At 55.6% G+C, this 15,300-nt stretch carries 12 protein-coding genes; 6 read left to right on the forward strand and 6 right to left on the reverse strand.

Going from position 1 to position 15,300, the window contains the following annotated elements; all coding sequences use genetic code 11:
- Positions 1-46: 46 nt before the first annotated feature.
- The 3 genes from PYR66_17265 to PYR66_17275 form a co-directional block, all read right to left on the reverse strand.
- Positions 47-688, reverse strand: a complete 642-nt coding sequence (locus PYR66_17265; GenBank protein WEF27035.1) for a helix-turn-helix domain-containing protein — start codon at positions 686-688, stop codon at positions 47-49.
- Between the two features lie 118 nt (positions 689-806).
- Entirely contained in the window at positions 807-1,745 is a 939-nt protein-coding gene (locus PYR66_17270; protein WEF27036.1) for a LysR substrate-binding domain-containing protein, read from the reverse strand.
- 102 nt (positions 1,746-1,847) lie between these two features.
- Positions 1,848-2,342: a DUF1097 domain-containing protein gene (locus PYR66_17275; protein ID WEF27037.1), complete on the reverse strand. Its 495-nt coding sequence runs from the start codon at positions 2,340-2,342 to the stop codon at positions 1,848-1,850.
- Between the two features lie 262 nt (positions 2,343-2,604).
- Between PYR66_17275 and PYR66_17280 the strand changes: the two genes are divergently transcribed.
- The 6 genes from PYR66_17280 to PYR66_17305 all read left to right on the forward strand — a co-directional run bounded on the left by PYR66_17280 (position 2,605) and on the right by PYR66_17305 (position 9,566).
- On the forward strand, positions 2,605-3,210 hold the full coding sequence (locus tag PYR66_17280) for an ankyrin repeat domain-containing protein (GenBank protein ID WEF30487.1): 606 nt from the start codon (positions 2,605-2,607) through the stop codon (positions 3,208-3,210).
- Between the two features lie 39 nt (positions 3,211-3,249).
- Positions 3,250-4,113 (forward strand): DUF2877 domain-containing protein, encoded by an 864-nt coding sequence (locus PYR66_17285; GenBank protein WEF27038.1) that lies wholly within the window; start codon positions 3,250-3,252, stop codon positions 4,111-4,113.
- Positions 4,103-5,650, forward strand: coding sequence for an acyl-CoA synthetase FdrA (fdrA, locus tag PYR66_17290; protein WEF27039.1), 1,548 nt, complete (start codon positions 4,103-4,105; stop codon positions 5,648-5,650). The genes PYR66_17285 and fdrA overlap by 11 nt, the downstream gene beginning before the upstream one ends.
- Complete coding sequence (locus PYR66_17295) at positions 5,650-7,068, forward strand: DUF1116 domain-containing protein (GenBank protein WEF27040.1); 1,419 nt, start codon at positions 5,650-5,652, stop codon at positions 7,066-7,068. The genes fdrA and PYR66_17295 overlap by 1 nt, the downstream gene beginning before the upstream one ends.
- Positions 7,069-7,195: 127 nt before the next feature.
- Positions 7,196-8,146 carry a carbamate kinase family protein gene (locus PYR66_17300; protein ID WEF27041.1) on the forward strand — a complete coding sequence of 317 codons (951 nt, stop codon included), beginning with the start codon at positions 7,196-7,198 and terminating at the stop codon, positions 8,144-8,146.
- 31 nt (positions 8,147-8,177) lie between these two features.
- Entirely contained in the window at positions 8,178-9,566 is a 1,389-nt protein-coding gene (locus tag PYR66_17305; protein ID WEF27042.1) for an amidohydrolase family protein, read from the forward strand.
- A gap of 192 nt (positions 9,567-9,758) precedes the next feature.
- Here the strand turns inward: PYR66_17305 and lysS are convergent, their stop codons facing one another.
- The 3 genes from lysS to cadA form a co-directional block, all read right to left on the reverse strand.
- Positions 9,759-11,276 carry a lysine--tRNA ligase gene (gene lysS / locus PYR66_17310; GenBank protein ID WEF27043.1) on the reverse strand — a complete coding sequence of 506 codons (1,518 nt, stop codon included), beginning with the start codon at positions 11,274-11,276 and terminating at the stop codon, positions 9,759-9,761.
- Between the two features lie 222 nt (positions 11,277-11,498).
- Entirely contained in the window at positions 11,499-13,016 is a 1,518-nt protein-coding gene (locus tag PYR66_17315; GenBank protein WEF27044.1) for an oligopeptide:H+ symporter, read from the reverse strand.
- 60 nt (positions 13,017-13,076) lie between these two features.
- The gene (gene cadA / locus PYR66_17320) at positions 13,077-15,224 is read right to left on the reverse strand and encodes a lysine decarboxylase CadA (protein ID WEF27045.1); all 2,148 of its coding nucleotides are present in this window, start codon (positions 15,222-15,224) and stop codon (positions 13,077-13,079) included.
- Positions 15,225-15,300: the final 76 nt, after the last annotated feature.

Consider the following 15,300-nt stretch of genomic DNA (forward strand, 5'->3'; position numbering starts at 1 on the left):
CGTCAGCATACCGGGCATGCATTGCCCTTGTGACGCATCATCGTAGTCAGAATTTGTCCGGTATTTTCCGGTCAATTGATATCAGCCGACCTTTTTTTACCGTGATATAGCCGCCCTCTTTCAACGCCGCCAGTACCTGATAAACATAGCTGCGGGAAAGATGGGTCCGTTTAATAATAAAAGCGGACAGGCTTTCGCGTTTTCCGCTATCGATCTCATTACGGTACAGATAGCGGGATAGCATCGACTTTATGGTCTGAAAACCGGACAGGTTGCTGCGCTCATTGTGCGCATCCAGGGCGAAAATCCCCATGTAAGCCAGAATCGTCGCCAGCTCTTTCATATACTCCGGCGAAGAGTGAAAGAAGATACGCTCAAAATTCTCCATCGTGATTCGGGCAAAACGGCAGTGGTCGAGGCACTGATACCGTAACGCTAGCAGCGGACAATAGTGTTCAAGCAGGCCAAGCGGCATATGCTCGATCACAATACCCAACAGATTCTCCCGATCGCTGACGGCCAGGGTGATTTGCCCGGACAGCAGAAAGTAAATGAACCCGCTCTGCGGCTGAAACGGCTCGCCGGCGGCAAACTCGACGCTCTCGCTGCAGGCCGTCACTTCCGGCAGATGCGCGTCAAGCCGCAGCTTCTGGTAGCAAGCATGAATATGGCCAAAACTGCTATTCATCTTCCCCGTGTCCACCGTCGTACTATCCTGTCTCACCGACCCAAGGAAATATATATAAGACAAAGCGAGGGGGAAAGTCCACAGCTGGAGTTTTGACGTAAAGATATGTGTGCCGGGGTTATTTTCCCCATTCGCGATGTAATAAATCACGATAGATCGCGGTTAACACCCCGCCGGGACGAAATTCCTTTTTGATCCACTGCGTCACCTGGCCGGTCGCCGCATGCTGCGTCGCCAGCAGCATACCGGAATCCTGACGCGGATTATGGATCTGGCGGATCACCAGCAGCTTTTCGGCCATGGCTTCATGCACCATATAGTCAGGTAAAAAGCCGATCCCTTCGCCAAGGATCTGACACTGGCACTTGGTGTTGAAATCCGGAACCAGGATCGCCTCCTGGCCGTGCAGCAGCCAACCGACTTTTTTATTAATGGTGCTGGCGGTGTCTTCAACCATGATATTGGGATAGAGCCGCAGCTGGCTTTCAGAGATAGGTTCCGGCATAAACGCCAGCGGATGATCGGGAGCGATGGCGAATACCCAACGGATCGAACCGATCTCGGTGTAATCGATGCCGCCGCCGTCGAGCAGCGTGTCCGGCGCGCCGATGGCGATATTTGCCTGATTGTTGATGATCGAATCCCAGACCCCGTTGTACACCTCGGTGGTCACCGTGATCTGGCAGGTGGGGAATTGTTTTTTCAGCACCTGCAACAGGCGGGCGGTATGGCGCGGTGTGTATAGTAATTGATTAATGCAGATGCGCACACGCGCCTCGATCCCCTGAGAGATCGTGTCGATGCTACGCTTAATGGCATGAAAATCATTAAGCAGGTCGGTCGCCTTACGAAACAAGTAGTAGCCGGATTCGGTCAGTTCGATGCTGCGGGTATTGCGGGTAAACAGCACCACGTCCAGCCCGGCCTCCATCCGTTTGATGGTATAGCTGATGGCTGAGGTGGTGAGCCCCAGCTCATCAGCCGCCTTGCTGAAACTGCCAAAACGCGCCGCAGTGGTGAACGCCAGCAGGTTTTCTTCAGTAAAAATTGAGTTCATGCGCCCTTCCCGCCTCCATTAACCCATACCTGGGTTGAATGTATTTGCTGCCATGATGGTTGGGCAATCATTTTTGAAAAACTTTTAATACCAGAGACGGATTCAGGCGTCGCCTTTGCTGGTCGCCTCACTGAGTTTTCGCCCGGTATACTCCGAAATAAAGCCGACGCAGTTGCCCGCCAGAAAGCCCAACAGGGTCACCGTCCAGTTCAACCCGGTGGCGAAAAACAGCGTCATGCCGAGGAAACCGCCGGGAATAAACGAGGTCAGCGTAAAGCGCCCTTGCCAGACGATAACCGCAGAAAATGGCACCGTGGTGATAACACTTGCCCAGAAACCCGAGATACCGCTGGCCGACGCAATGGCCCCGGCGGCCAGCGTCGCTAACCAGGCCCACACCGCCCCGGAATAGTTGACGAACAGACTCTTAACAAACCCGGCCTTGCCGCCTCCTGCCGCATAGAAACTACAAAACGCGACGAAGCCAATGGTTCCCAATAATTCCCAACCGTGCTGCAGCCCAACGTGCGAGGAAATCAGCTGCCAGACGCCTGCGCAAATACCGACGGTGATCCCCGTAGCGGTGAGTCCGTTCATATCTTTCCCCTCTGAAAAAAATAGGTCAATGGCGTTACTTTCTGGCTGCAACTATATCGAAATAAAACCCGATTGAGTTAAGGGGCATAGCCGCAAAGAATTAAACATTGCTCTACCGCACAGTCTGTATCGATTATTAAAATCCATTCAATAATCAGCCGAGTTATGGCGAATAAAATTTAAGCGGGTTCTTTTATCGATTTTTGGTTGCTATGCTCAATCCATCAAAAAAAGTCTCAGCCGCAACAACAGGAGTAAGATGATGGCGACGGAAAATAGTATTGCTGAATATCTTTTGGCTGCGGATCAGGGAAATGTCGAAAAATTAAAAGCCTGTTTAGCACGCGGCGTGGATATTAACGCCTGCAATCGCCAGGGGCGAACCGCCATTACGCTGGCTAGCCTGAATAAACATTATGCCTGCGTTGCTGTGTTGATTGCCGCTGGCGTCGATATTGATAAACAGGACCAAACCTGTTTTAACCCGTTTTTACTGAGCTGCCTGAATAATGACGTCGAGCTACTGCGTTTAATTCTGCCAGCAAACCCTGACCTCGAACGTTTAACTCGCTTTGGCGGCGTCGGCCTGACGCCGGCCTGCGAAAAAGGTCATCTGGAAATCGTGAAGATACTGCTGGCTGAAACCGAGATTAACGTCAACCACACCAATTTCGTCGGCTGGACGCCGCTGCTGGAAGCCATTGTCTTAAACGACGGCGGCGCGACGCAGCAGGAGATCGTTAAGCTCCTGCTGGACCACGGCGCCAATCCGCATATGACCGATAAATATGGTAAATCGCCGCTGGAACTGGCATGGGACAAGGGCTTCACCGAGATTGCCCAACTGCTGGTCGCCGCCGGAGCCTGAGGAAGGAGCACCACTATCGACACCTCCTTACGGCGGTGTGTGCAAGCGCTAACTGCGGATGAGAGTTTCCTCTCGCAACGCGGCGGCGGACGGGTCGAGCAGGTCTTCTCGCGTGCGGTCAACCTGCTCATCCCCGGCAAGCCCGGGCTCATGACGCTACTGTGCGCCGCCTACGACAATGCACCCAATAGCTGTCGGTTAGCGCTCACCCACTTTGACCACCTGTTCCGGCCAGGGGAAAGCGTCCGGTTTACCGATTCAGGTATTTACATTGGCGATGATAAATGGATAGACATCCGCAACTGTCATCGTTGGCATACGCCGAGGGCCGCATTAAGCCCCGCAGACTTTACCCGGATAGCCTGGCGACGATGGCAAGACATTATCGTTGAGCAACTCCATGAGGACGACACGCTATTTCTCTATCGCGGCGATAATCCGTTTTATAAAGCGATGGGGCGAGAATTACAGCAACGACGAGAAGTATTATTTAGCGCGCTTTATGAAAATAAAAATATCAGCGCTGCCATCGCCAACATGCTCGGATTAGGTATTGGCCTGACGCCATCGGCGGATGATTATCTGGTGGGGCTTAGCGTTATTTTATTTATTGACGGACACCCGGCCAATTCATTCCGGGAGGTATTTTTAGCGGCGCTGCAGTGCGCCAGGAATAATACCACGCCGCTCAGCGCGATTACGCTGGAGGCGGCCATTAACCAGCGTTATCGCGAAAGTATCGCCGGGTTGATTAACCTCATGATTAATCAACCCACAACCTTTTCTATTGAGGCTATTGCCGATATTAAAAATATTGGCTCAAGTTCTGGCAGCGACATGCTATTGGGCATGGCGGATGCCTGCGCGCTGAGCCAAACGTATGGAGGGAATTATGTCAGTTAAAATAGTCGTGAAGAAGAATACCTATTTTGATTCCGTCTCATTAATGTCGATATCCACCCGCGCCAATAAGCTCGACGGCGTGGAGCAGGCATTTGTGGCGATGGCGACCGAAATGAACAAAGGGGTTCTGAATAACCTGGGACTGCTGACGCCGGAGCTGGAAGCGGCGAAAAACGGCGACCTGATGATTGTCATCAATGGCAAAGACGGCGCCGATAACGAGCAGATTCTGGCCGAAATTGAAGAATTGTTCAGCAAAAAAGCGGAAAGCGGCCAGCACGAAGCGCGCTATGCCACCCTGAGCAGCGCCAAAAAGCATATTCCGGAAAGCAACCTGGCCATTATTTCAGTCAACGGTATGTTTGCCGCTCGCGAAGCGCGCCAGGCGCTGCAAAACGATCTCAACGTGATGCTGTTTTCCGATAACGTTTCCATTGACGATGAGCTGGCGTTGAAACAGCTGGCCCACGAGAAAGGTCTGCTGATGATGGGGCCGGACTGCGGCACCGCCATTATTAACGGCGCGGCGCTGTGCTTCGGCAACGCGGTACGCCGCGGCAACATCGGCATCATCGGCGCCTCCGGCACCGGCAGCCAGGAACTGAGCGTACGCATCCATGATTTCGGCGGCGGCATCTCCCAGCTTATCGGCACCGGCGGTCGCGACCTGAGCGAAAAAATCGGCGGCCTGATGATGCTCGACGCGATTCAGATGCTCGAAGCGGATCCGCAAACGGAAATTATCGCCCTCGTCTCTAAGCCACCTGCTCCGGCAGTGGCGAAAAAAGTGCTGGAACGCGCCCGCGCCTGCCGTAAACCGGTGGTTGTCTGCTTCCTGGGCCGCGCCGAACCGCCAGCCGACGAGCAAGGGCTACAATTCGCCCGCGGCACCAAAGAAGCGGCGCTGAAAGCCGTTCTGCTGAGCGGCATTAAGCAAGAGAGCCTCGACCTACATCCGCTGAACCAGGCGCTCATCGCCGACGTTCGCGCGCAACTGACGCCGCAACAGAAGTACATTCGCGGCCTGTTCTGCGGCGGTACTCTGTGCGATGAAACCATGTTCGCGGTACTGGAAAAACACGCTGACGTTTACAGCAACATTCAGCCGGATCCGGCTTATCGCCTGAGCGACATCAACCGTAGCATCAAGCACACCTTCCTCGATTTCGGCGATGACGATTTCACCAACGGTAAACCGCACCCGATGATCGACCCGACCAACCGCATCAGCCGCCTGCTGCAGGAAGCGCGCGATCCCGAAGTTGCCGTTATCGTGATGGACTTCGTGCTCGGCTTTGGATCGCACGAAGATCCGGTGGGTTCAACGATCGACGCGATCAAAGAAGCGAAGGCGATTGCCGCCGCCGATGGCCGTTCGTTGACGATCCTCGCTTACGTTTTAGGCACCGATATCGATACGCCATCGCTGGAACAACAGCGCCAGATGTTGCTCGATGCGGGCGTCATTCTGGCAAGCAGCAGCACCAATACCGGTTTGCTGGCGCGTGAATTTATCTGCAAAGGGGAGGAAGCCTGATGAGCCAGTCGCTATTTAACCAACCGTTGAACGTGATTAACGTCGGTATCGCCATGTTCAGCGACGATTTGAAAAAACAACACACCGCCGTCACCCAGCTCGACTGGACGCCGCCGGGCCAGGGCAATATGCAGGTTGTCGAGGCGCTGGACCGCATCGCCGACTCAGCGCTGGCGGACAGAATCGCCGCCGCTAACCAGCAGGCGCTGGAGCGTATTATTCAATCTCACCCGGTGCTGATTGGCTTCGACCAGGCAATCAACGTCGTTCCGGGCATGACGCCGAAAACCATTCTTCACGCCGGTCCGCCGGTTGAATGGAAAAACATGTGCGGCGCAATGAAAGGCGCAGTCACCGGCGCGCTGGTCTTCGAAGGACTGGCGAAGGATCTGGATGAAGCCGCCGAACTGGCCGCATCCGGCGAAATCACCTTCTCCCCGTGCCACGAACACGACTGCGTCGGCTCGATGGCGGGCGTAACCTCGGCATCGATGTTCATGCACATCGTCGAGAACAAAACCTACGGCAACATCGCTTATACCAACATGAGCGAACAGATGGCCAAGATCCTGCGCATGGGCGCCAACGATCAGAGCGTTATCGATCGCCTGAACTGGATGCGCGATGTGCAGGGCCCCATGCTGCGTGACGCCATGAAGATCATCGGCGAAATCGATCTGCGCTTAATGCTGGCGCAGGCGCTGCACATGGGCGACGAGTGCCATAACCGCAACAACGCTGGCACCACCCTGCTGATTCAGGCACTGACGCCGGGGATCATCCAGGCAGGCTATTCGGTAGAGCAGCAGCGCGAGGTGTTCGAATTCGTCGCCAGCAGCGATTACTTCTCCGGCCCGACGTGGATGGCGATGTGTAAAGCGGCGATGGACGCAGCCCACGGCATTGAATACAGCACCGTAGTGACCACCATGGCGCGTAACGGTGTCGAGTTCGGTCTGCGCGTCAGCGGTCTGCCGGGGCAGTGGTTTACCGGGCCGGCCCAGCAGGTTATCGGCCCGATGTTCGCCGGATTTAAACCGGAAGACTCCGGTCTGGATATCGGCGACAGCGCCATCACCGAAACCTACGGCATCGGCGGTTTCGCCATGGCAACGGCGCCAGCTATCGTCGCGCTGGTTGGCGGAACGGTGGAAGAAGCGGTCGATTTCTCACGCCAGATGCGTGAAATCACCCTTGGCGAAAACCCGAACGTGACCATTCCGCTGCTCGGTTTTATGGGGATCCCGACCGCTATCGACATCACCCGTGTCGGCGGCAGCGGTATTTTACCGGTGATCAACACCGCTATCGCCCATAAAGACGCCGGGATCGGCATGATCGGCGCCGGTATCGTCCACCCGCCGTTCGCCTGTTTCGAAAAAGCGATCCTCCGCTGGTGCGAACGTTACGACGTATAACGTGGTAGCCCGGGCGAGGCGGTTACGCCGACCCCGGGAAATCCCCGGCGGCGCGACGCCAGGCCGGGTTCCCACGACAACCTCACAATAACAATAACCACATCACCTTCTGTATCGGAAGTCAGATATGAAAGAACTCATCGTCGTTGCCATTGGCGGCAACAGCATTATTAAAGACAACGCCAGCCAGTCGATCGAACATCAGGCTGAGGCCGTCAAGTCGGTGGCCAGCACGGTGCTGGAGATGCTGGCATCAGACTATAACGTAGTGCTGACCCACGGCAATGGCCCGCAGGTCGGGCTTGATTTACGCCGTTCCGAGATTGCCCACGAGCGTGAGGGCCTGCCGCTGACGCCGCTGGCTAACTGCGTCGCCGATACCCAGGGCGGCATCGGCTACCTGATTCAGCAGGCGCTAAATAACCGCCTCGCCCAGCGCGGCGAGCAAAAGGCGGTCACCGTCGTCACGCAAGTGGAGGTCGATAAAAACGATCCGGGCTTTACCCACCCGACCAAGCCTATCGGCGCTTTCTTTAGCGAAAGCCAGCGCGACGAACTGCAGCAGGCGCATCCTGACTGGCGCTTTGTCGAAGATTCCGGCCGCGGCTATCGTCGGGTTGTCGCTTCGCCGGAGCCGAAGCGCATCGTCGAAGCCGAGGCCATCAAGGCGCTGACCCAGCAAGGGTTTGTGGTGATCGGCGCCGGCGGCGGCGGGATCCCGGTCGTTCGCAGCCCGCAAGGCGACTACCAGAGTGTGGATGCGGTGATCGATAAAGATCTCTCAACGGCCCTACTGGCCCGCGAAATTCATGCTGATATTCTGGTGATCACCACCGGCGTTGAAAAAGTGTGCGTCAATTTCGGCAAGCCTAATCAGCAGGCACTGGATACCGTCGGCATCAGTGAAATGACCCGCTATATGCAGGAAGGCCACTTCCCGGCGGGCAGCATGCTGCCAAAAATCGTCGCCAGCCTCGCGTTCCTGCAACACGGCGGCAAGCGGGTGATCATCACCACGCCGGAATGTCTGCCTGCCGCGCTGCGCGGCGAAACGGGAACCCATATTGTGCATGACTAAGCCTGGTTCGCCAGGCGATAAGGAAGAAAGGATGAACAAAGACAATAGCCGTCGTGAATTTCTAACTCAAAGCGGAAAAATGGTCACCGCCGCCGCCCTGCTGGCAGCGGGCGCGCCTGCGGTGTATGCCGCTGGCAGCCAGCCATCCACCGCCACCTGTGATAATAAAGGCGCGGTCAACATCGCCGATAAGCATTACTACCTCGATAATGTGCTGCTGGAAAGCGGCTTCGAGTATGAAAACGGCGTGGTCGTTCATACTCGTACCGAACTGCAAACGCTGGAAATAAAAGACGGCAAAATCATCGCTCTGCGCGGCAATAAGAGCCACCCGGACGCCACGCTGCCGCGCTACGACGCGGGCGGTAAGCTGATGCTGCCAGCAATGCGCGACATGCATATCCATCTGGATAAAACCTTTTACGGCGGCCCGTGGCGTTCGCTGAACCGTCCGGCAGGCACCACGATTCAGGATATGATCAAGCTCGAGCAAAAACTGTTGCCGGAGCTACAGCCATACACCCAGGCGCATGCTGAGAAGCTTATCGATCTGATTCAATCCAAAGGCTCCAGCATCGCCCGCAGCCACTGTAATATCGAACCGGTATCCGGGCTAAAAAACCTCGAAAACCTGCAAGAAGTGCTAGCGCGGCGTAAACCGGGATTCGATTGCGAAATCGTCGCCTTCCCGCAGCACGGGTTGCTGCTGTCGAAATCGGAATCGCTGGTACGCGAAGCCATGCAGGCTGGCGCGCACTACGTGGGCGGTCTCGATCCGACCAACGTCGATGGCGCGATGGAAAAGTCGCTCGATACCATGTTCCAGATTGCGCTGGATTACAATAAAGGGGTCGATATTCACCTCCATGAAACCAGCCCGGCGGGCGTGGCGGCGGTGAACTATATGGTGGAAACCGTGGAAAAGACGCCGGAGCTGAAAGGTAAGCTGACCATCAGCCACGCCTTCGCGCTGGCGACCATGAATGAGCAGCAGGTTGACGCGATCGCCACCCGCATGGCGGCGCAGCAAATTACCATCGCCTCTACCGTGCCAATCGGCACCTTGCACATGCCGCTGCAGCAATTGCGTGAAAAGGGGGTCTTCTTAATGACCGGCACCGATAGCGTGATTGACCACTGGTCGCCGTACGGCCTTGGCGACATGCTGGAAAAAGCCAATCTCTACGCCCAGCTGTACATCCGCCCGAATGAGCAGACCCTGTCGCGCTCGCTGGCGATCGCTACCGGCGACGTGCTGCCGCTGAATGATAAAGGCGAGCGAGTCTGGCCGAAGGCGCAAGATGACGCCAGCTTTGTGCTGGTCGATGCCTCCTGCTCCGCCGAAGCCGTGGCGCGGATCTCCCCACGTACCGCTACCTTCCATAAAGGCAACATGGTCTGGGGCAGCGTCGGCGCGTAAACCGGCGCTTTCGCCCGTCGGCGCAGCGCTTGCGGGGGTTTTGTCGGTCGAGTAAGCGTAGCGCCACCCGAAAAAATAACGGCACAACCGGAATTTTCCCTGCTCGCCCTGCGCTTAGCAGGGCTACCCCTCCTGTACTGACCGATGCAAAAAACCCCGGCAAGCCGGGGTTATGCATTTGACGAATCGCGGTTATTTCTGCGGGCGCATGGCCGGGAACAGGATCACATCGCGGATGGTGTGGCTGTTGGTGAACAGCATCACCATCCGGTCGATACCGATGCCCAGACCGGCGGTCGGCGGCAGGCCGTACTCCAGCGCGGTCACGTAGTCTTCGTCGTAGAACATCGCTTCGTCATCACCCGCCGCTTTGGCATTGACCTGATCCTGGAAGCGCTGCGCCTGGTCTTCCGCATCGTTCAGCTCGCTGAAACCGTTACCGATTTCGCGGCCGCCGATAAAGAATTCGAAACGGTCGGTGATGTCCGGATTCAGATCATTGCGGCGCGCCAGCGGTGAAACTTCTGCCGGATATTCGGTGATGAAGGTCGGCTGAATCAGATGCGCTTCCGCCACTTCGTCGAAGATTTCAGTGACGATACGTCCCAGCCCCCAGCTTTTCTCCACCTGAATACCGAGAGATTCCGCCAGCGCTTTCGCTGCATCAAAGTTATCCAGATCCGCCATGCTGGTTTCCGGGCGGTGTTTCTTGATGGCTTCGCGCATGGTCAGTTTTTCAAACGGCTTACCGAAGTCAAACATCTGGTCGCCATACGGCACTTCGGTTTTGCCCAGCACCGTCTGCGCCAGCGTGCGGAACAGCGACTCGGTCAGTTCGATCAGGTCTTTGTAATCCGCATACGCCATGTACAGTTCCATCATGGTGAACTCTGGGTTATGGCGTACAGAGATCCCTTCGTTACGGAAGTTGCGGTTGATTTCAAACACCCGTTCAAAACCGCCGACCACCAGACGTTTCAGATACAGTTCCGGCGCGATACGCAGGTACATATCCAGATCCAGCGCATTGTGATGGGTGATGAACGGACGCGCGGAAGCGCCGCCCGGGATCACCTGCATCATCGGGGTTTCGACTTCCATAAAACCGCGGGCGACCATGAACTGACGCATCGTCGCCAGGATCTGCGAGCGGATACGGAAAGTATGGCGCGACTCTTCGTTGGCGATCAGATCCAGATAGCGCTGACGATAGCGGACTTCCTGATCCTGCAGGCCGTGGAATTTATCCGGCAGCGGTCGCAGAGCTTTGGTCAGCAGACGCAGCTCACTGCAGTGAATAGACAGTTCGCCGGTTTGCGTTTTGAACAACTTACCGCGGGCGGCGATGATGTCGCCGAGATCCCATTTTTTAAACTGTTCGTTGTAGACGCCTTCCGGCAGATCGTCACGCGCGACGTACAGCTGAATACGGCCGCCGACGTCCTGGAGGGTGACGAAGGAGGCTTTACCCATGATACGGCGGGTCATCATACGGCCAGCAACAGAGACTTCAACGTTCAAGGAAGCGAGTTCATCGTTATCCTTCGCATCAAATTCAGCGTGCAATTGGTCAGAGGTATGATCGCGACGGAAATCGTTCGGGAAGGCGACGCCTTGCTCACGCAGCGCAGCCAATTTTTCGCGACGAGTTTTCAGTTCATTATTAAGGTCAATTGCCTCATCGGCACCTTGTGCTTGTTGTTCAGACATGTTGGTTCCTCATAACCCTGCTTTCAAACTAGCTTCGATAAATTGAACCAGGTCACCATTCAGCGCGGCCTGTCTCTGGCATTACGCCAGAACACAATCTTAACGACCCTGGGTTCACCTCAAGCTGATCTCACTCAGCTATGGCCTAACTAACGGTATTTTTTATCGTTGGCTTCCGCGCCTGCCAGACTATCTCCCTCCTGTTCATTTAGCGCTGTTGATTTATTGCCCCCCGGCTCGCGGCGTAAACGCCTTAGCCGGACTACCAGGTGACACGAGTTTGTCACCCTGAGCAGCCGTACGGCGTTTGCCAACGCTGCAGCTGGCCACCAGCGCCAGCAGCACGATGACCGCTACGCAGCCGAGGGTCCACTCGCCCATCTGCGAGAAGAAATGTTGATAAGCGGCGATCGCCGTCTCGCTGATTTGCGATTCAGTGGTTTGCTGTGCGACCACGCCCGCCAGCCAGTTGGCGACAGCGCCAGTGGCCAGCATATAAATGCCGGTCAATACCCCGGTGACGCCGGGCATGTTCAGGCGGGTGATCTGCGCCATCGCCACCGGATCGATAAACAGTTCGGCAAAGCCCATCATCGCTAATCCGGCGATCATCATGCCCATCGACGCCTGACCATCCACTGCGCCATGGCGGGCATTGAGAGCCAGCAACATAAATCCGCCCCCCATCAGCAGCAGACCAAAGGCAAATTTCAGCCATGTTTTCAACACCGAACGGGTACGCCCCTCCGGGCGGATCAACCACGCCAGCACAACGCCCGCCGCCATCACCGCCACCGCGTTAACCGACTGGAACAGCGCGGTCGGCACTTCAATATTCAGCAGGCGACGATTCACAAAGTGATCGATAAACAGGCTAATTGAGCTACCGCCCTGCTGCGCCAGCACCCAGAACAACGTGCCGGTTAGCATCAGCAGGACGATTTGCCATAACGCGCGGCGGTGCTGCGGCGATTTGATCATGATCCGCGCCACCATTTGCGCGGCGAACAGGCAAACGATCGCCAGCAGATAACCGGCCCCGTTGTGTTCTAACAGCAGCGTGAAGAACACCGGCGCCAGGCACAGCATGACCACCAGCCAACCCCAGGTCGGCAGCGCAAATGTCACCGCGCGCAGCGCCTGTTTATCGACACCGCGGGTGCCGCGGAAGTAACGGCTGCCGCTTAAGAAGATCATCAAGCCGATGAACATACCAATCCCCGCCAGCGCGAAGCCGATATGCCAGCCGTACCACTGCGCCGCCAAACCGCAGGCGATAGGCGCGGCGATCGAGCCGACGTTGCCGGCGGCATACAGCAGCGAGAAGCCGCCGTCGCGACGGTGATCGTCAATGGCGTACAGTTCGCCGAGCAGGCAGCTAATGTTGGATTTGAACAAGCCATAGCCGCAAATAATGATCGCCAACGCCAGATAGAGGCTCCAGATGGAATCCGATTCGACGCCCAGCACCACATGGCCGAGGGTCATCAACAGCGCCCCGGCAATCACCGCCGTGCGGTTGCCGAGCAGGCGGTCGGCAAGCCAGCCGCCGAGAATAGGGGTAACGTAAACCAGGGATGCGTAAGCGCTGAACAGACTGATGGCGTGGCTGTCGTCAAAGCCAAGTTGATGGGTGAGATAGAGGATGAGTAAGGCGCGCATGCCGTAAAAGCTGAAGTACTCCCAGATCTGGATCGCCACGATGTAGTAAATCGCGCGCGGCTGTGAGGGTGTTTTCATAGGTTCTCCTTGCAGCGTGAAAAAAGGGAAGTGGCAAGCCACTTCCCTTGTGTGCGTCTATTACTTGTTGTTTTCTTCTTTCAGCACTTTAACGGTGTAACGACCATCCGCCTGACGATACGCCCCGTGGATATCGGTTTCGAAGCCCGGATAGTGAGCGCCGATTTCGCACAGCATCTGCAGGAATTCCAGCACCGGTCGGCTTTCTTCGGTGATCATTTCACCAGGCATCACCAGCGGTACTCCCGGAGGATACGGCAGGATCATGTTGGCGTTGACGCGGCCGACCATCTCTTCGAGGTAAACCTCTTCAGTCTGGCCGTGCAGCTCTTTCTGGAACGCGGCATATGGCGTGATCACCATCGACGGCAGCACTTCGAATGCGCGGAACATCAGGTCCGGCAGGTTGTGATGCTCAACCAGTTTGTGAATGTTCTGCGCCAGTTCCTGAACACGCATGTTTTCATAGAATTCAGGATCTTCACGGTACAGCGACGGCAGCATGTTTTTCACCCGCAGGTTCAGGTCGAACGCGCGTTTGAAGTCGGTCAGCGCACGCAGCAGGCTCAGCGCTTTCGTTTTATCGATACCGATACTGAACAGGAATAGCAGGTTATAAGGACCGGTTTTCTCCACCACGATGCCGTGTTCGTCGAGATATTTCGCTACAATACTCGCCGGAATACCGAACTCATCCATGGTGCCGTCTTTCTTCATCCCCGGTGTCAGCAGCGTGACTTTGATCGGGTCGAGGTACATGTGTTCGTTATCGATGTTTTTGAAACCGTGCCATGCGCTATCAGAACGCAGCGGCCAGCATTCAGGGCCATCGATATGTTCCGGCTGCCAGACGTCGAAGAACCAGCCTTCAGACTCGCCTTTCAGACGTTTAAGCTCTTTACGGAACTTGATAGAGCGTTCGATAGAACCGTCGATCAAACGCTTACCGGCGTTACCACGCATCATCGCTGCGGCGGTTTCTGTGGAAGCCACAATACCGTAGTGCGGAGAGGTGGTAGTATGCATCATGTAGGCTTCGTTGAAGGTTTCTTCGTTAACGTCGCCTTTTACGTGGATCATCGAAGCCTGAGAGAACGCCGCCAGCAGTTTGTGCGTGGACTGGGTTTCATAAATCACTTTCCCTTCAACGCGGCCGCCGCTCATCCCGCATTTGCCTTCATAGATCGGAGAGAAGTTGGTGTAAGGCACCCAGGCAGAGTCAAAGTGGATGGATTTCACATCCAGGTTTTTCTTGATGAAATCAGTGTTATACAGCAGACCATCATAGGTTGAGTTGGTGATAACCGCGTGTACCGGCCAGGTCGCGTTCGGCGTTTCTTTTACACGCTTAGCGATAGTCGCATGCTGGAATTCGCTCTGCGGGATACCGCCAAGGATGCCGTAGGCGTTGCGGGTCGGACGGAAGTAGATCGGCGTAATGTCGCTCATCATCATCAGGTGAGTCAGCGATTTGTGACAGTTACGGTCAATCAGCACCGTGCTGCCGGCAGGCGCGGAGTACATACCGACGATTTTGTTGGCGGTAGACGTACCGTTGGTCACCATGTAGCTACGTTCAGCATTGAATACGCGGGCAATGTACTCTTCCGCTTCTTTGTGCGGGCCGCTGTGATCAAGCAAAGAACCCAATTCAGAAACCGAAATGGAGATATCGGACTTCATGGTGTTGGGGCCAAAGAAATCATAGAAGATGCTACCTACCGGGCTTTTCTGGAAGGCGGTACCGCCCATGTGGCCTGGAGTACAGAAAGTATATTTACCTTCACGCACATATTTGAACAGCGCTTTGGTCAGCGGCGGCAGAATAGTGTCGATGTATTCATCGGTATTCTGTTTGATTTTGTTCGCGATATCTTCCGCGGCGCCCAGCGCATATTCGAAGAAACGTACCTGCATACGCAGATCGTTCAGGCTAACGTCCAGCGTCGAGTAAGTGTTAGCAAAAGCGTACAGCGGCATGTACTCGTTCATTTTGCTGATTTCTTCGCACAGTTCGAGATTGTATTTATCCCAGTCGAAGATAACGCCGCACAGACGAGAGTTGTTTTCGATCAGTTTTAATAAGTCGTCACGGTCGTTCGGGTAGACAATGCGGAAGTCCAGGCGTTCGAGAGCACGATGCAGTTCACGGATGGGTTCTTCTTTGAAGTAAACCCCCATGTGATTCATGATTGCAATAACGTTCATAGTCAAATCTCCAGATGTAGAAAGCCCCTCCCGTCGCGATATGACAGGTGATGGAAGGAGCCTCAGGAAAAAGGGT

This window comes from Klebsiella aerogenes (assembly GCA_029027985.1).
Lineage (GTDB): Bacteria > Pseudomonadota > Gammaproteobacteria > Enterobacterales > Enterobacteriaceae > Klebsiella > Klebsiella aerogenes_A.